The 18,375-nt window shown below is 64.0% G+C and carries 12 protein-coding genes and 1 tRNA gene; 12 read left to right on the forward strand and 1 reads right to left on the reverse strand.

Annotated elements, in window-relative coordinates; genetic code table 11:
- The first annotated feature begins 170 nt into the window (after positions 1 to 170).
- From ftsZ to FEV53_RS00205, 12 genes are all read left to right on the forward strand, one after another.
- Positions 171 to 1,754 carry a cell division protein FtsZ gene (gene ftsZ, locus FEV53_RS00150; RefSeq protein WP_142832787.1) on the forward strand — a complete coding sequence of 528 codons (1,584 nt, stop codon included), beginning with the start codon at positions 171 to 173 and terminating at the stop codon, positions 1,752 to 1,754.
- Between the two features lie 211 nt (positions 1,755 to 1,965).
- Complete coding sequence (lpxC, locus tag FEV53_RS00155; RefSeq protein WP_142832788.1) at positions 1,966 to 2,889, forward strand: UDP-3-O-acyl-N-acetylglucosamine deacetylase; 924 nt, start codon at positions 1,966 to 1,968, stop codon at positions 2,887 to 2,889.
- A gap of 98 nt (positions 2,890 to 2,987) precedes the next feature.
- The gene (locus tag FEV53_RS00160; RefSeq protein ID WP_142832789.1) at positions 2,988 to 3,833 is read left to right on the forward strand and encodes an outer membrane protein assembly factor BamD; all 846 of its coding nucleotides are present in this window, start codon (positions 2,988 to 2,990) and stop codon (positions 3,831 to 3,833) included.
- Between the two features lie 21 nt (positions 3,834 to 3,854).
- Entirely contained in the window at positions 3,855 to 5,501 is a 1,647-nt protein-coding gene (gene recN, locus FEV53_RS00165; protein ID WP_142832790.1) for a DNA repair protein RecN, read from the forward strand.
- A gap of 62 nt (positions 5,502 to 5,563) precedes the next feature.
- A complete protein-coding gene (locus tag FEV53_RS00170) occupies positions 5,564 to 7,234 on the forward strand; it encodes a chloride channel protein (RefSeq protein WP_142832791.1) in 1,671 nt (556 codons plus the stop codon).
- Between the two features lie 43 nt (positions 7,235 to 7,277).
- Positions 7,278 to 7,354: transfer RNA gene (locus tag FEV53_RS00175), tRNA-Pro, on the forward strand.
- Positions 7,355 to 7,824: 470 nt separating this feature from the next.
- Complete coding sequence (locus FEV53_RS00180; protein ID WP_142832792.1) at positions 7,825 to 11,448, forward strand: vitamin B12-dependent ribonucleotide reductase; 3,624 nt, start codon at positions 7,825 to 7,827, stop codon at positions 11,446 to 11,448.
- A gap of 218 nt (positions 11,449 to 11,666) precedes the next feature.
- A complete protein-coding gene (locus tag FEV53_RS00185; RefSeq protein WP_142832793.1) occupies positions 11,667 to 11,876 on the forward strand; it encodes a hypothetical protein in 210 nt (69 codons plus the stop codon).
- 196 nt (positions 11,877 to 12,072) lie between these two features.
- Complete coding sequence (locus FEV53_RS00190) at positions 12,073 to 13,335, forward strand: helix-turn-helix domain-containing protein (protein WP_142832794.1); 1,263 nt, start codon at positions 12,073 to 12,075, stop codon at positions 13,333 to 13,335.
- A gap of 76 nt (positions 13,336 to 13,411) precedes the next feature.
- Positions 13,412 to 13,813 (forward strand): response regulator transcription factor, encoded by a 402-nt coding sequence (locus FEV53_RS00195; RefSeq protein WP_142832795.1) that lies wholly within the window; start codon positions 13,412 to 13,414, stop codon positions 13,811 to 13,813.
- A complete protein-coding gene (locus tag FEV53_RS00200; RefSeq protein WP_142832796.1) occupies positions 13,810 to 14,073 on the forward strand; it encodes a hypothetical protein in 264 nt (87 codons plus the stop codon). The genes FEV53_RS00195 and FEV53_RS00200 overlap by 4 nt, the downstream gene beginning before the upstream one ends.
- Positions 14,070 to 16,754, forward strand: a complete 2,685-nt coding sequence (locus FEV53_RS00205; RefSeq protein ID WP_142832797.1) for an ATP-binding protein — start codon at positions 14,070 to 14,072, stop codon at positions 16,752 to 16,754. Before FEV53_RS00200 ends, FEV53_RS00205 begins: the two co-directional genes overlap by 4 nt.
- Before the next feature lie 7 nt (positions 16,755 to 16,761).
- Here the strand turns inward: FEV53_RS00205 and FEV53_RS00210 are convergent, their stop codons facing one another.
- Positions 16,762 to 18,372 (reverse strand): KpsE/RkpR family capsule polysaccharide export protein, encoded by a 1,611-nt coding sequence (locus tag FEV53_RS00210; protein WP_246100689.1) that lies wholly within the window; start codon positions 18,370 to 18,372, stop codon positions 16,762 to 16,764.
- Positions 18,373 to 18,375: the final 3 nt, after the last annotated feature.

Below are 18,375 nucleotides of genomic sequence, written 5' to 3' on the forward strand. Positions count from 1 at the left end.
CCACATATCCACGGGCCGGCAAGATGCCGCTGACAGTCGCCATAATTCCGCCACATTTCGTGCCAAGTTGCGACATTTTTGGGTGACGCGGCCGTATTTCGACGTTACGTTAGATCTCAATCGGCAGCACCGCCCAACGATGGCGGATTAAATTACAGGCGGACAGAGCAATGACATTGAATCTCTCAATGCCCAGCGTGGGTGAAGAACTGAAGCCGCGGATCACCGTTTTCGGGGTCGGTGGGGCGGGCGGCAATGCCGTCAACAACATGATCCAGAAGAACCTCGAGGGCGTGGATTTCGTGGTCGCCAACACCGACGCGCAGGCGTTGGCCCAGTCGGCCTCTCCTGCCCGGGTGCAGCTTGGCGCGAAGATCACCGAGGGCCTCGGTGCAGGCGCCCGTGCCGCCGTTGGTGCCGCTGCCGCTGAGGAGAGCATCGAGGATATCGTAAACCATTTGGCGGGCTCGCATATGTGCTTTATCACCGCCGGGATGGGCGGTGGCACCGGCACCGGGGCCACGCCGATCATCGCGCAGGCCGCCCGTGAGCTGGGCGTGCTGACCGTGGGCGTGGTGACGAAGCCGTTCCAGTTCGAAGGCTCGCGTCGGATGCGGCAGGCTGAGGAGGGGATCGAAAACCTCCAGAAGATGGTTGATACGCTCATTATCATCCCGAACCAGAACCTTTTCCGGCTTGCCAACGAGAAAACCACCTGCACCGACGCCTTTGGCATGGCTGATGACGTTCTGTATCAGGGGGTGAAGGGTGTCACGGATCTCATGGTCCGCCCCGGCATCATCAATCTCGACTTCGCTGATGTGCGGGCCGTGATGGACGAGATGGGCAAGGCGATGATGGGAACCGGCGAGGCCGAGGGCGAAGAACGCGCTCGTGAGGCCGCCGAAAAGGCCATTGCCAACCCGCTACTGGACGAGATCAGCCTCAACGGCGCCAAGGGTGTGCTGATCAACGTCACCGGTGGTGACGACCTGACCCTGTATGAGCTGGACGAAGCGGCCAACGTGATCCGCGAGAAAGTGGATCAGGACGCGAATATCATCGTCGGTTCCACACTTGATCCCGAGATGCATGGCCGGATGCGTGTGAGCGTCGTGGCCACTGGCATCGACGCCGCCGAGGTCAGCCGCGATACGCCCATGCCGCGGCGCGCCGAAGAGCCCGCTCAGGCCCCGCAGCCCGTCGTGGAAGAGCCCGCACCGGCCCCCGTTGCGAGTGTGGCCGCTGAACGCCCCGCGCCGATCCGCAGCGAAGCGTCCGAGCCTGATTTCTTCGCCGACTGGGAGACCCGCCGGGCCGAAGAGCGTCACCGCACTGATGCAGAGCCTGCCGCTCATGACCCTGCGCCGCAGCCAGTGGCCGAAGCTCAGCCGCCGCGCACCGCGGTGCCCGGACAACCGTCGCCGGAGACGCTGGCGCGATTGGAGCAGGCCGTACGCAAACAACCCGCGTCCTCGGCGCAGCAAGGCTACAGTCGGACGCATCCTCAGCCGAGCGAGGAACGCCCTCGCTTTGGTATCAACTCGCTGATCAACCGGGTGACAGGGCAGGCTGATGCGCGCCCTGCCGAGCCCCAGGCCCGTCCCGCCGCCCCCCAGCGTCAGGCCCCGGCAGCCACTGGTCTGGCCCGTCCGTCGGCCCATCCGGCGGCACGGTTCGAGGACGATGACGACAGTGGAGCATTGGACGACCGGATCGAAATCCCGGCGTTCCTGCGCCGTCAGGCCAACTGATCCATCACGTTTTACCATCTTAAGGAGCCGGCCTTGTGCCGGCTTTTTTGTTTTGACGTAGGGTTTTACCGTAATTTGTGATGGAACCCGGCGGGATGGCACCGTTTGTGACAGGTTCTGTTACAAACCGTCACAATGCTTGATTTGAGGTCTGTGCGAGGATCACTAACTGATCTTTCGTAACCCGGAGCCACCCGGAAAGGACCACCCCATGCAGGCGACCCTCGCACACCCGATCACGCTCGACGGCGTGGGCCTCCACTCCGGAGCGCCAGCGCGTTTGCGTCTCAACCCGGCCCCTGCAGATCACGGTATCGTTTTTGTCAGGCTGTTTTCAGATGGCAGGGCCGTGTCCATTCCGGCGCGCTGGAACCGTGTCGAGCAGGTGGAACTCTGCACTCGCCTGCGGAGCGATGACGGGGTCGAGATCAGCACGATTGAGCACGTGATGGCTGCGCTTGCCGGATGCGGTGTTCACAATGCCCGAATCGAGATCGACGGTCCCGAAGTTCCGATCCTCGACGGGTCTTCGGCCCCGTTCGTCAGCGAGATTCTGCGCGTGGGCATCGCGCGACAGGACGCGCCAGTGCGGGCGTTGCGTGTGCTTGACGTGGTCGAGGTCCGCAACGGCCCGGCCTATGCGCGGCTGGAGCCCGCAGACGGTCTTGAAATCGACTTTTCCATCGACTTCGTGGACGCGGCCATCGGGAGGCAGAGCAAGCATCTCTCCATGGCGAACGGCACCTTTGTGCATGAGCTCTGCGACAGCCGGACGTTCTGCCGCCGGGCCGATGTGGACGCCATGCGGGAGCGCGGCCTCGCGTTGGGGGGATCGTACGATAACGCTGTTGTTGTTGACGGGGCCGAGGTGCTCAACCCCGGCGGTCTGCGGCACGCCGATGAAGCCGTCCGCCACAAGATGCTCGACGCGCTCGGAGATCTTGCTCTGGCTGGTGGACCGATTCTCGGGCGGTATACGGGCGTTCGTGCGGGCCATGCCCTGACCAATGCGCTGCTGCGGACCTTGTTTGCGCGGTCGGGGGCGGTGCGTTGGGTTGAGGCGGATGCCGAAACCTTGGTGCGCTTGCCCGGTGCGGGTCTTCGGGCCAGCGACGCGCGGCTTCTCGCGGCCTGACGCTTCGGCGTTTTGCACCGGATTTTTCTGTGCTAACAACCCGACCAAAGGGGGCTTGCTTGGCCCTGAATGCGGAAATGGGATAGCAGGATTTGGGCATGGCAGGGTTTTCAGGGCGTCTGATCTGCGTGATCGCGTTGAGCATTGCGGTGACCGGGTGTGGGCGTTTCGGGCTGCCGGGCGGAGATCAGGAGGCTCCGCTGGAGAGTCTTGACGCCGCCAGCATCTACCAGCGTGCTGAACTGGAGCTGGAGACCAACAACCCTGAGCGCGCCGCGACCTATTTCGGCGAAGTAGAGCGTCTCTATCCCTATTCCGAATGGGGGCGCCGCGCGCTTGTGATGCAGGCTTTGTCCTATCACCGGGACGGTGATTACGAGAGCGCCCGTGGATCGGCCCAGCGCTATCTGGAGTTCTATCCCACTGGCGAGGACGCGGCCTATGCTCAGTATCTGTTGGCGCTTAGCTATTACGACCAGATCGACGACGTGGGGCGGGATCAGGGGCTGACGTTCCAGGCTCTTCAGGCCCTGCGGGAGGTGATCGAACTGCATCCTGACACAGAATACGCACGCTCTTCGGTCCTGAAATTTGATCTGGCCTTCGACCATCTGGCGGGTAAGGAAATGGAGATCGGTCGCTATTACCTGAAGCGCCGCCATTACGCCGCTGCGATCAAGCGGTTCCGCGTCGTGGTCGAGGATTTCCAGACCACCACCCACACGCCCGAAGCGCTGTTGCGTCTGGTAGAGGCGTATCTGTCGCTGGGTCTGGTGAATGAGGCCCGGACGGCGGGGGCAATCCTCGGGTATAACTATCGCTCGACGCCTTGGTATCAGGATGCCTACGCTCTGCTCACCGGTCGTGGTCTGACGCTGGAGCCTGCGGGCGAGTCGTGGCTGACCGTCATTTACCGTCAGGTGATCCGTGGCGAGTGGCTGTGAACTGAGGTCCCGGACCCGCCCATGTTGACCACCCTGACCATCCGCGACCTGCTGCTCATCGACCGGCTGGATCTGGAGTTCCAGCCGGGGCTGAATGTGCTGACCGGCGAGACCGGCGCGGGTAAGTCAATCCTGCTCGACTCGCTGGGCTTTGTACTCGGCTGGCGGGGCCGGGCCGAGCTGGTGCGGCAGGGGGCTGAGCGGGGCGAGGTCACGGCGGTATTCGATCTGGCGCCCGGTCATCCGGCGCTGGCGGTGCTGGACGAGGCCGGTTTCGAGCATGAGGGCGAGGTGATCCTGCGCCGCGTGAACAACCGCGACGGGCGAAAGACCGCATGGATCAACGACCGTCGCGCATCGGGGGAAATCCTGCGACGGGTGTCCGAGACTTTGGTGGAACTGCACGGCCAGCACGATGATCGCGGTCTGCTGGACCCTCGCGGACACCGGGAGTTGCTCGACGCGTTTGCCGGTGTAGAGTCGGAATTGGAGGCTGTCAGGACGGCATGGAGCGTGCGGCAAAGGGCGGCGCGTGCGCTGTCTGAGGCCGAGGCGCGCTTGACCGCTGCGCGGGATGAGGAGGAGTTCCTGCGCCATGCCGTGGGCGAGCTGGACCAGCTTGATCCGCAACCGGGCGAGGATGAAGCGCTGGATATCCGGCGTCGTCACATGCAGGCCGCCGAGCGGGTGCGCGAAGATCTGGCCCGTGCCCACGCGGCGCTGGGACCTGAGGGCGCGGATGGTTTGCTCAGCGACGCCTATCGCCGCTTTGACGCCGCCGCCCCGACGCTCGAAGGCGCGCTGGATGACGTGACCGAGGCGCTGACCCGCGCCATGGACGCGCTGGCCGAAGCGGAGCAGGGCGCTGCGCGGGTCCTCGAAGCGCTGGATTATGACCCGGACGAGCTGGAGCGGACCGAAGAGCGTCTCTTTGCGATCCGCGCTCTAGCCCGCAAATATGACGTGCTGCCCGATGACCTCGCCGCCCATGCGGATGTGCTGCGTGCACGGCTGATGGCGCTCGATTCAGGCGAGCGCGATCTGGAGCAGCTTCGCGCCGATCTGATCGCCGCCAACGGCACCTATGACGCCGCTTCCACAAAGCTGTCGGAGCGTCGCCGCGAGGCAGGCGGGCGGCTCGATGCGGCCATGGCGCGGGAGTTGGCGCCCCTGAAGATGGAGCGCGCGGTTTTCGCCACCCATGTGACGCCCGCCGAGCCCTCGGCCTTGGGGCGTGACATGGTGGAGTTCACCGTCGCCACCAACCCCGGCGCCCCTGCCGGTCCGTTGGGCAAGATCGCCAGCGGCGGCGAACTGTCCCGCTTTCTGCTTGCGCTCAAGGTCTGCCTGACTGGCGACGAATCGGGCCTGACGCTGATCTTTGACGAGATCGACCGGGGCGTTGGCGGGGCGACGGCGGACGCTGTGGGACGTCGGCTCGCATCTCTGGCGGAGGGCGGACAGGTGCTTGTTGTCACACACTCGCCGCAAGTGGCGGCCAAGGGCGCGCATCACTGGCGGGTGGAGAAATCCGTCGCGGACGGTCTGACGACCTCCAATGTTGTGCCCCTGTCCGAGGCCGAGCGAGTGACCGAGGTGGCGCGGATGCTGGCGGGCGACCGGATCACCGACGAGGCCCGTGGCGCGGCGCGGGCGCTCCTCGACTGAGCCACTCGCGTTTCACTTTCCCCTGCGGTGCCGTTATCACGGTGTGAGGGGGCGAAGACGGGATGACCGAGGGCGACAGCATATCTCAGCGGATCAAAGCGCGTTTGCATCGCGCTGCCCAGCTTCTGCGCGACAGGGGCCCCGATCAGCTGCAATTCTGGCTGATTGCGCTGCTGATCGGGACGGCGTCTGGCTTTGCCGCGCTGTTCTTCCGCCGTGGCATCGAAGCGCTGCAAGCCACGCTCTACCGGGTCGATGATGTGAACCGTCTGGTGGCCACGGCTAATCTGCCGTGGTTTCTGTTTCTTGTCTGGCCGATCCTCGGGGGGCTGGTGGTGGGGATTATCCTGCACCGCACGACCCCCGGCGGGCGCGTGCATTCGGTGGCGGACGTGATCGAGGGTGCGGCCTTGCGCGACGGACGGGTGGAGGTCCGGGCGGGCCTCGGCTCGGCTTTGGCCTCACTGATCACGCTGGGGTCCGGCGGCTCCTCAGGGCGCGAGGGGCCGGTGGTGCATCTGGCCGCCGTCATCGCCACCTGGGTAAATGACCTGATCCGGGCCCGCGGCATCACGGCGCGCGACCTGCTGGGCTGCGCCGTGGCTGCCGCTGTTTCCGCGTCGTTCAACGCGCCCATCGCCGGGGCGCTCTTTGCCCTCGAAGTCGTCTTGCGGCACTTCGCTCTCCACGCCTTTGCGCCCATCGTGATCGCGAGCGCCGTGGGCACGGTGATCAACCACCTGCATTTTGGTGGCGTCACGGAGTTCCGGCTGGGTGAGCAGGGTGCATTGGCCTTTTACCGCGAATTGCCAGCCTTCCTCATTCTGGGTCTGGTCTGCGGCGCTGTGGCGGTTGTGCTGATGAAGGCGATCTTCTGGACGGACAAAATCGCGGAGCACTGGCGGGCGCGGATGGGCATTCCGTCCTGGCTCCGGCCCGCCATCGCCGGGGCGCTGTTGGGCGTTCTGGCGCTGGGGTTTCCGCAGATCATCGGCGTGGGCTACGAGACGACCTCGCTGGCGCTGACCGGCCAGCTGGTGCTCTGGCACGCGGTGCTGCTGGCGGTCGTAAAGGTCATGGCTGTGGCGATCACCATGGGCGGACGGATGGGGGGCGGCGTGTTCTCGCCCTCGCTGATGGTCGGCGCGCTGGTGGGATTGTCGTTTGGCCTGATCGCCACCAGTGTCTTTCCTACCGTCTCCAGCGTCCCGACTCTCTATGCGCTGGCGGGGATGGGCGCGGTGGCGGCGGCAGTGCTGGGCGCGCCGATCTCCACCACGCTCATCGTGTTTGAGCTGACCGGGGACTGGCAGACGGGGCTAGCGGTGATGGTCGCGGTCTCCACCTCCGTCGCGCTGGCCTCGCGGCTGGTGGATCATTCCTTTTTTCTTAGCCAGCTCGAAAATCGCGGGTTGCACGTGGCGCCGGGGCCGCAAGCCTATCTGCTCGGTATGTTCCGGGTCTCCAACGTCATGCGCAAACCGAATGACAAGCATGCGGTTCCGAGTGACGAGGTCTGGGAGGCGCTGGAGGCCGGGTTCCATATCGAGCCCAATGCGACGCTGGAGGATGCGATGCCACTGTTTCGCCGCTCGATGCGGCTCTGGATCCCGGTGGTGAAGATGGGCGGGGAGGGCGAGGCACCGCAGATCCTCGGGACGCTGCACCATGTGGATGCCCTGCAACGCTACAATCAGGCCCTCGCGGCCACGGCGGCCGAAGAGCATTCCTGAGGTGCTTTTCATTCCCGCAATTTATCTCTAGAGAGACCCGTGTCGGGGCGTGGCGCAGCCTGGTAGCGCGGCGGCTTTGGGTGCCGTAGGTCGGAGGTTCGAATCCTCTCGCCCCGACCATCCAGCTCTCTCGGAGCGTGTGCGCACGGGTTTGCTCTTCCTCACATCATCTGCTGGTTGCGACTCACGGCACTGTGCCTCCCGTGCCATAACGGATCGCGGATATGGTGGTGTGGGGCCCTAATTTCACCAAGATCTTGTGTCGGCGCCGGGTGTGTCCCGACATGGGGATCCTGCCCGATTCGGTTGGTATGCCGCGCGGTTTCTCGCTTGAAACGGGTTTTCCGAAGTTTTCCACAGGGTTGCTCCACGGCAGAGACCCGACGAATCTGCACGTTTGTGGGTCAACCGGTTTCTCTTGTGGAGAAGGTAAAAAAATTCATTGTCACAGACCCACCGTCACGGCAATTTGTGCGAACAGATCAATCCGGCACCACATCTAGTAGCGACGGCGTTCCCTTGGGGTGAGTGGCCCCCGCTGCGGTGGATATGGTCCGCACACCGAACAGTTTGTATCTAACGGGGCAGCTATGAAGATCGAGCGCAGGTTTACCAAGGCAGGTCAGGACGCATACGCGGATCTGGAATTCACCACCACCGTCAGCGAGATTCGTAATCCCGACGGCACTGTGGTGTTCCGCAACGAGTCCGTCGAGGTTCCTGCGGATTGGAGCCAGGTGGCCTCGGACGTTATTGCGCAGAAATATTTCCGCAAAGCCGGGGTGCCCGCGAAACTGAAGCGCGTGAAGGAAAAGGGTGTGCCCGAGTTCCTGTGGCGCTCGGTACCTGATGGCGACTGCGAGAAGGTCGGTGAGACCTCCGCGCGGCAGGTCTTCGACCGTCTCGCCGGGGCCTGGGCCTATTGGGGCTGGAAGGGCGGCTATTTCTCCACCGAGGAGGATGCGCAGGCCTACTTCGACGAAATGCGCTACATGCTGGCCAGCCAGATGGCCGCGCCGAACTCGCCCCAGTGGTTCAACACCGGCCTACACTGGGCCTATGGCATTGACGGCCCGAGTCAGGGGCACTTCTACGTGGACTGGAAGACCGGCAAGCTCACCAAGTCGAAAACCGCCTATGAGCACCCGCAGCCCCATGCGTGCTTTATCCAGTCGGTCAGCGACGATCTGGTGAACGAGGGCGGAATCATGGATCTGTGGGTCCGTGAGGCGCGGCTGTTCAAATACGGCTCCGGCACCGGCACCAACTTTTCCTCGCTGCGCGGCGAGGGTGAATCGCTGTCGGGCGGTGGCAAATCCTCCGGCCTGATGGGCTTCCTGAAGATCGGCGACCGGGCGGCCGGTGCGATCAAATCCGGCGGCACCACCCGCCGCGCGGCCAAGATGGTGATCTGCGACGCCGACCACCCGGATATCGAGGACTTCATCAACTGGAAGGTCATCGAGGAGCAGAAGGTCGCGAGCCTCGTGGCCGGCTCCAAGATGCATGAGCGCGAGCTGAACGGCATCTTTACGGCGATCCGCGAGTATAGCGGCGAAGACGACGCCTTCGATCCGAAGGATAACGCCGCCCTGCGCACCGCCATCCGGTCCGCCAAGAAATGCGCGATTCCCGATACTTACATCAAGCGCGTGCTCGACTACGCGCGGCAGGGTTTCGGGTCCATCGAATTCCCGACCTATGACACCGACTGGGACAGCGAAGCCTACAGCTCGGTCTCGGGTCAGAACTCGAACAACTCGATCCGCGTCACCGATGCCTTCCTGCAGGCGGTGAAGGACGATGCCGATTGGGAGCTGATCCGCCGCACGGACGGCTCCGTCGCCAAAACGATCAAAGCGCGCGATCTCTGGGAGCAGGTGGGTCACGCCGCCTGGGCCTGTGCCGATCCCGGCATCCAGTTCCACGACACCGTGAATGCCTGGCACACCTGCCCCGAAGACGGGGAGATCCGCGGCTCGAACCCATGCTCGGAGTATATGTTCCTCGACGACACGGCCTGTAACCTTGCGTCGATGAACCTGCTGACCTTCCTGAAGGACGGCGAGTTCGATGCGGATGGCTATATGCATGCCACCCGGCTCTGGACCGTGACGCTGGAAATCAGCGTGATGATGGCCCAGTTCCCGTCAAAGGAAATCGCCCAGCGCAGCTATGATTTCCGCACGCTGGGTCTCGGCTACGCCAATATCGGCGGCCTGCTGATGAACATGGGCTACGGCTATGACAGCGACGAGGGCCGGGCGCTCTGCGGCGCGCTTACCGCGCTGATGACCGGCGTCAGCTACGCGACCTCCGCCGAGATGGCGGGCGAGCTGGGGTCTTTCCCGGGCTACGAGAAGAACGCACCGCACATGCTGCGTGTCATCCGCAACCACCGCACCGCCGCCCATGGCAAGGCCAAGGGCTACGAGGCGCTGGCGGTGAAGCCGGTGCCGCTCGATCACAAGAACTGCCCGGATCAGGAGCTCGTCTCCCGCGCCGTGGCCTCCTGGGATCGTGCGCTGGAGCTGGGCAAAAAGCACGGCTACCGCAACGCGCAGGTCTCGGTGATCGCGCCCACCGGAACCATCGGGCTGGTCATGGATTGCGACACCACCGGGATCGAGCCGGACTTTGCGCTGGTCAAATTCAAGAAGCTCGCGGGTGGCGGCTATTTCAAGATCATCAACCGCTCGGTGCCCGCAGCGCTGGAGACACTGGGCTATGGCTCGGCGGCGATCGAGGAAATTATCGCCTATGCGGTGGGTCACGCCACGCTCGGGAATGCGCCCGGCATCACCCATGCGGCGCTGATCGGCCACGGCTTTGGCCAGACCGAGATCGACAAGATCGAGGCCGCGCTGCCCTCGGCCTTCGACATCCGGTTTGTGTTCAACCAGTGGACGCTGGGCGAGGAGTTCTGCACCCGTACGCTGGGCATCCCTGCGGCGAAGCTGAACGATCCGACCTTCGACCTGCTGCGCCATCTGGGCTTCTCCAAAAAGGACATCGAGGCCGCCAACGCCCATGTCTGCGGTACCATGACGCTGGAGGGCGCCCCCCATCTGAAGGAAGAACATTACGCCGTCTTTGACTGCGCCAATGCCTGTGGCAAGATCGGCAAGCGTTACCTGTCGGTGGACAGCCACATCCGAATGATGGCCGCCGCCCAGAGCTTCATCTCCGGCGCGATCTCAAAGACCATCAACATGGCGAACACCGCCACCATCGAGGATTGCCAGAAGGCCTATGAACTGAGCTGGTCGCTCGGGGTGAAGGCCAATGCGCTCTACCGCGACGGGTCCAAACTCAGCCAGCCGCTGGCCGCTGCGCTGATCGAGGATGACGAAGAGGCCGAAGAGGTGCTCGCCAATGGCTCGGCTCAGGAAAAAGCCGTCGTCATGGCAGAGAAGATCGTCGAGAAGATCATCGTCAAAGAGGTCGCCCGTGGCCGCGAAAAGATGCCCGAACGGCGTCGTGGCTACACCCAGAAAGCCGTGGTTGGTGGCCACAAGGTCTATCTGCGGACCGGCGAATATTCCGACGGCTCCCTCGGTGAAATCTTCATCGATATGCACAAGGAAGGCGCGGGCTTCCGGGCGATGATGAACAACTTCGCCATCGCGGTCTCCGTAGGCCTGCAATACGGCGTGCCGCTGGAAGAATTCGTAGACGCCTTCACCTTCACCCGGTTCGAACCGGCGGGCATGGTGCAGGGCAACGAGGCGATCAAGAACGCGACCTCGATCCTCGACTATATCTTCCGCGAACTGGCCGTGTCCTATCTCGACCGCAGCGATTTGGCCCATGTGAAGCCCGAAGGCGATACCTTCGACGCGCTGGGCCGGGGCGAAGAAGAGGGCAAGCGGAACTTCTCCGAGGTGCCGGAGAGCACCGGGTCCTCGCCGCTCGACGTGCTGCGTCAGGTCGCCTCGACTGGCTATCTGCGGGGCCGTGCGCCCAAGGAGCTGGTGGTCATGCAGGGGGGCCGCGCCACCGAGGCCGTGGCGCTCAGCGACAACGGAGCCGTCGCCGTGGCACAGGTCGAGACCGAAACGACCGTTGCCGCCGCCCCCATGGATGCCCGCGCCAAGGCCCGGATGCAGGGCTACGAGGGCGATCCCTGCGGGGAATGCGGCAACTACACGCTGGTGCGCAACGGCACCTGCATGAAGTGCAACACCTGCGGCGGCACGTCGGGGTGTAGCTGAAAAGAATGAGGGTTGGGGGCTGGTGTCCTACCACCAGCCCCCAGCTTCCGGCATTCGCCTGGTGCGCTCGCCGGTAAGCTGTTTCGGCTCATCCGAGTCGATATGTTGATCAAACAACGTTCGGAGCAGTGATCAAGGGCGTGCTGAGTAATACAGGACTTATTCTGCAGAAATACACAGATTTGTAGATGGTCCTGTGGAAAAAATGAGGCTCAGATATGAGCAAGAAAAAGATATCAGTAATCTCTGAAAGCCGAACTGGACTGAACCAAGTGTTCGATGTTCTAGGGCAGGGTGCGGTTCGACGCGGCGAACTGGCTAACCAAGTTGAGCGTGGTCGACACCAAGGCTACCACGTACGTCGCGTCAACGGTCATAGGGTCATCGCGTCGAACCCCGACGGTTCGACCGACAACAATCTTGGTTGATCGCTAACGAGTCACGGGGCGGGTGCGCTCGCCCTGGGTGTCAGTCAGGCACAGGCAACGAAAAACGGATCGGGCAGTAATGTACAGATCCTGGCTGGCAAGACTGAGGGGCCTTCGGGCCCCTCTTTTCATCTGGAGCAGGCTCTTGAGGCCGGGCAGGTTTCGGGGAAACATGGGGGCGTGAGGGAGGCGGCGCATGGTCAGGGACAGAGAGCACAGGCTGACCGGCGCGCGGATCCGGGCGCGGCGGGCGGAGCGGCGGATGACGCAGGCCGCACTGGCCGAGGCGGCGGGGATCTCCGCCTCCTATCTGAACCTCATCGAGCATGACAAACGGCGCATTGGTGGCGGCGTTCTGGGGCGGGTGGCGCGGGCTTTGGGCACCGATCCGGCGACGCTGACGGAGGGGCTTGGCCCGGATCTCTACGCGGCGCTGGAGAGCGTGGCCGAGCGCATCCCCTCCAACCCGCCGCCCGAGCGCGACCGGATCGATGGACTGGCCACCGATTATCCCGGCTGGGCGGCGCTGATTGCCGCGCTCGATACCCGTGTCGCGGCGCTCGAACATCGGATCACGGCGCTGGGTGAACGCATGTCCCATGACCCGGTCTTGTCCGAAGCGGTACATGACGTGCTGTCCACTGTCACCGCCATCCGCTCGACCGCCGGGATTCTCGCCGAAGACGGGCTGGATCCTCAATGGCAGGCGCGATTCCATCGCAACCTGCATGAGGACAGCCAGCGTCTGGCGGACGGGGCGCAGCGGCTGGCGGGCTATCTGAATGTAGGGGAGGCCGCGAATTCGGACGCCGTCTCGCCACAGGAAGAGGTCGAGGCGTGGCTCAGCGCAAATGACTGGTCCTTGGACATGTCAGAGAGTTGCGGCTTGAGTGAGGCGGGAGAAACCGCTCTGGCGCGGCATACGGCGCGGGTCACAGCAGATGCAGACTGCCTGCCCGATGAGGCGCTGCGGGCGGCGCTGAAGGAGGTCGGGCTGGATCCGTTCCGCCTTGCAGACACGTTGGGCGCCCCGGTGACGCGTGTCATTCGGCGCCTCGCAGCACTCCCGGCACGGGCCATGCCACGCCCTCTTGGCCTGGTTGAGATCGACGGGGCCGGAGCGCTCTTGTTCCGGCGTCAGGTCACAGGGTTTCTCATCCCCCGCTACGGGGCGGCCTGTGCGCTATGGCCGGTCTTCGAGGCGCTTTTAACGCCGGCCCATCCGATCCACCGGCGCTTTCGCCAGCATGGCCGCGACACGAGGCCGCTGGAGAGCTGGAGCGCGGTGGACCTTACGCGTCCGGGAGGCCTCGCCGGGCCGGTCGTGGCGCGGGCGGTGATGCTTGTCGCGCCGCTCGAAGGGGTCGCCGGGGACGGGGTTCCGGAGACGGTCGGGGCCAGTTGCGCCCTGTGTCCGGCCCCCGCCTGTCCGGTGCGCCGGGAGTCCGCAGTGCTGTGATCGCTCACGCGGGCGGATGAGGCTTTGACAAGGCCCCGCCGGTCTCCAATACTCGCGCCAGCCAAGAGCATGTCAGATGCAGGGAGGAGGACCCGGCGTGTCCGACAGCAAGCGCGTTCTCCTGATCGAGGACGAGCCCAATATCACCGAAGCGATCCGCTTCGTGCTGACCCGCGAGGGTTGGCATGTGCAGACTCATGCCGAAGGCCGGGACGCGGTCGAGACGGTGCGCGAGCGCAAGCCCGATCTGGTGATCCTCGATGTTATGCTGCCCAACCGCTCCGGGCTGGACATTCTTGCGGATCTGAAGGCCGATGCGGATCTGCGGACGATCCCGGTGATGATGCTGACCGCGCGTGGGAGCAGCCCTGAGCGGGAAACCGCACTGAGAATCGGGGCGGATTGCTTCATGACCAAGCCATTCTCCAATCGTGAGATGCTCGACACGGTGCGTAGCCTGATGGCGGGATCGCCTTGAGCCGCGACCGTCGTCCTGCCTTTCTCGACCGCGCCCATTATCGCCGCCGGCGCGTTATGGATGCGGCGCGGGTGCTTCCATTTGCGGGGCTGTTTTTATTTTTTCTGCCCGGCCTCTACGGCAGTGACAATCCCCACTCAACGGCGAGCACAGGCCTCTTTCTGTTTGGCTCGTGGGCCGGCCTGATCGTTGCGGCGGCGTTCCTGTCGCGGCGTCTCGCCCGGATTGCCGAGGATGAGGGCTCCGGGCGCAAGACATGACGACCTTCAATCTGCTTGTCGCTGGTTGCCTGTTCTACGTGGCCACGCTGTTCGCGGTGGCCTTCATGGCCGAACGGCTGGTGGCGCAGGGCAAGGCGCGCTGGCTTCGCGCGCCCATCGTCTACACGCTGTCCCTGTCGATCTATTGCACCGCGTGGACCTTTTACGGTGCTGTGGGCTTTGCCGCCCGGTCGGGACTCGAATTCGTGACCATATATCTCGGGCCGTCGTTGGTGATGATCGGCTGGTGGCTCCTCCTGCGCAAGCTCGTGCGGATCGGCCATCAGCAGCGGATCACCTCCATCGCCGACCTGATCTCGGCCCGTTTCGGCAAGTCCAACCTTTTGGGCGGTGTCGTTACCGTGCTCGCAGTGATCGCGGCGACGCCCTATATCGCGCTGCAACTTCAGTCGGTTGCCCTGAGCTTCACAGCCGTGTCCGGCGCGGCGGAGACAGAGCCCGACCCCGCAATCGCGATCTGGGTGGCGGGTGGCCTCGCGGTGTTTACGATCCTGTTTGGCACGCGGCGGGTGAATGTGAACGAGCGCCACGAAGGCATCGTCACCGCCATCGCCGTCGAAGCGGTGGTCAAGCTGATGGCCCTCCTGGCGGTCGGCATTTTCGCCGTCTTTGTCGTCGCGGGCGGGCCGGTGGAAACCTTCCGCCTGATCGAAGCCTCCGAGATCGCCGTCTGGGAGTTTCAGCCGGGGCGCTGGCAAGCGCTGGTCTTTCTCTCGGCGGCGGCGTTTCTCTGCCTGCCGCGCATGTTCCATGTGATGGTGGTTGAAAACGCCGATGAGCGGCATCTGGCGACCGCCTCCTGGGCGTTTCCGCTCTATCTTCTGGCCATGTCGCTCTTCGTGGTGCCGATTGCGGTGATCGGTCTCGACCGCTTGCCCGAGGGCAGCAACCCCGACCTGTTTGTTCTTACCCTGCCGCTCGCAGAGAACGCTCAGGCGATTGCTATGCTGTCCTTTCTGGGCGGGTTTTCCTCCGCGACCTCCATGGTCATCGTGGCGGCGATTGCGCTTGCGACGATGATCTCGAACCACCTTGTGGCGCCGATCTGGCTGCGGTCGGGCGCTGCGGAGGAGGGGGACCTGCGCCGCGCCGTTCTCACCGCACGGCGCGCGGCCATTGTCGGCGTCCTCGCCCTTGGCTACCTCTACTACAACCTGTCGGGCGGGGGCGCGGCGCTGGCCTCTATCGGGCTCGTGTCCTTCGCGGGATCCGCACAAGTTTTGCCCGCGTTGCTCGCCGGGATCTTCTGGCGCGGCGCGACACGGGCGGGGGCGGCAACCGGGCTCTGCCTTGGCTTTGCGGTCTGGGCCTGGTGCCTGTTCTTGCCGTCCTTGCCGGTCGGGGAGGTGATCCCCGCCCATGTGATGCGCAACGGTCCGTTCGGCTTAGGCTGGCTGCGCCCACAGGCGCTCTTTGGTGTCGAGGGCTCGGACCCGTTGTTGCACGGTCTGTTCTGGTCCCTCTTTGCAAACACGCTTGGTGTGGTCGGGGTTTCGCTCGGGACGATTGCGACGCCAATGGAGCGGCTTCAGGGCGCGGCGATGGTGAATGTGGATACGGTGGGGGCAGGGCCGGTGAGCTGGCGGCCGGGGCAGGCTGACAGTGAGGATCTGCTGGTGATGACCCAGCGGATTCTCGGTCACTACAAAGCGCAGGCCCTGTTTCGCAGCGCCGCGTTGAGGCAAGGCAAGACAGGCTACCTGCCGGATGCCGATCAGATTTTCCTCGACAGGCTGGAGCGGGAACTCTCCGGTGCTGTCGGGGCCGCGACGGCCCATGCAATGCTGACCCAGATCACCGGGGGAGGGGCGGTTTCGGTCGAGGAGCTGATGCGCGTTGCCGATGAAACCCAGCAGATCATGGAGTATTCCGCCCAGCTTGAGACAAAGTCACAGGAACTGAGCCGCACCGCGGCGCGGCTCAGCGAGGCCAATGAAAAGCTTACCCGGCTTTCGGTGCAGAAGGACGCCTTCCTGAGCCAGATCAGCCACGAGCTGCGGACGCCCATGACCTCGATCCGGGCGTTTTCCGAACTCTTGCGCGACGGCGGCGAGGGCATGGCTCAGGAGGATCGCGAGCGTTTTGCCGGCATCATTTATGACGAAGCGATCCGGTTGACGCGGCTGCTGGATGACTTGCTGGATCTCGGGGTTCTTGAGAGCGGTCAGATCAGTCTTCGCCTCGATCACGTGCGGCTCGGCACATTGCTTGAGCGCGCTTTGGCGATGTCGGATCAGGCGGCACGGCTGAAGATCTATCGCCCCGGGCGCGAAGATCTGATGCTGGAAACCGATGGCGACCGGCTGGTGCAGGTGTTTATCAACCTTATCACCAACGCAGCGAAATATTGCGATGCCGACGTTCCGCGCCTCACGATTTCGGCAAAAATCGCGGAAGGGATGGCCGAGATTGACTTCGTGGATAACGGCTCCGGCGTGGCTGCCGAAGCGCGGGAAATGATCTTCGAGAAATTCGCCCGCGCCACGGATACGCGCGCGGCCGGTGGCGCCGGGCTGGGTCTCGCGATCTGCCGAGAGATCATGCTGCGCTTGGGCGGCACCATCCGCTATCTGCCTGGTCAGGGCGGGGCGGCGTTTCGCCTGACTGTGCCACTCTCGCCCGGCTGGCTGGAGGACGTCACCGCCGCCGGCCGGGCGTGAGCCTGTCTTAGGACGACACCTGTTCGCGCAGCACCGAAGCGGTGAGCGAGATCATCAGGTAGATGCCGGAGTAGATGAAGAACGCGACCAGTGTGTTCTCGAAGGCGCGTGGGTAGGACGGCTCATCCGGGGCGATTGGAGTCACCCCAAGAGACAGGTAGCGCACCTGCCGGTTTGCCTCGATCCGGGCGGTTTCGAGCTGTTGCAGCGCCTGCTGCATCAAGGCTGTCCGGGTGGTCAGCTCCGTCTCTGCGATGCGCAGTTCTGCCGTCACCTTGGCCAGAGACTGGGCGCTGTTGGTACCTTCGGTCAGCTGCGTCCGCAGTTCTGCGACGATGTCCTCCAGCCGTGAAATGTCTGCGCGCAGACCATTCACCCGCGCCTCATTGGGCTGTTCATTTGACATGAGCTGCTGCAGAGAGAGCTGCTTTTCCCGGATTTCCGTCTCAAACCGGGTGATCTGGCCAAACACCGCCCCCGATTCTGCCTCGGGATCCAGAATGCCGAGCTGTTCCTGCAAGGCCAGAACCCGCTGCTGGGCCTCGTACATCTTCAGCTCGGCGTCTTCGTAGCTCGCGCGGGCACCAGACATCTGGTCCTCCCGCATCCGCTGGGTCAGTTGGTCAACCCGTTCTTCGGCATAGCTGAGCAACCGGAGGGAAAACTCGGCAGAGGTCAGAGGATCCGCGGCAATCACCTCCATTTTGATGATGCCTTCGGTGGTGTCGTAGCCGATCTTCACGTTGTCTTCGTACAGCTTGTAGGCCTCTTCGTTTGTGGCCTCCTGAGGCAAACGACGGATCGGGTCGATAAAATCCTGCTCGAAATGATCCTTGAAGCTCAGCTCTTCGTCGAGGCGTAGCATGGCATCGCGCGAGGTCAGATAGGATTGAACTGTGATCGAATCCTGGCTGGTGGCAAAGCCGGTTCCCGCAAACAGACCTCCGAGTGAGGTCGAGCCCGCCCCGTCAGCCTGTTGAATCACGAATTCCGACTTTGTCGCGTACATTGGCGTGGCGAGGTTGTAATAGTAATAGCCCGTCATCGCGGTGGGCAGGCCGATGAAGAACGCAAGCCGCCCCATGAGCAGCGCAAAGCGGCGACGGCGCCGCCGGACCAGATCGCGGTGAATCTCGCGCAGATCGGATAGTTTCAGATCGGGATCGTCGGCTCCGTTGGTGTCGGGCAGGGCAAGGGCATTACCCTCGGCGGGCACCAGCGACTGTCCGGTCGGCAGCGCTTCGGTCGGCACAGGGGCGGGCGGCACTGTGGTGGAGTAGGTGCCACCGAATGGATCTATCCCGGCCTTGCGCAGCTGCCGCACCGCGTCGAGGTCGGAGCTGAAATCGAGGTTCTGCCGCTTTGCCAGACGCCGGGCGATCCGCAACTGCCGGTCGCTGAGACCTTCGTGCTTGATCGCGTCGAGTTCCGGGCTGTTCTCGGTGCCTTCTTCGAATACCGCATCCTGTGCGGGTTCGGCGGTCCGGTCATCACGAGCCAGCGTCTCTGCTTCGACGCGGTCAGAAGCCGCGATGGTTTCAGTATCCGATACGGCATCCGAAGACGGATCCGCCCTGTCCGAGCCTGTTGCAGAAGGTGCGGCAGAACTACGCCGCATACG

Origin of the sequence: Palleronia caenipelagi (assembly GCF_007004065.1) — a bacterium.
Classification (GTDB): Bacteria; Pseudomonadota; Alphaproteobacteria; order Rhodobacterales; family Rhodobacteraceae; genus Palleronia; species Palleronia caenipelagi.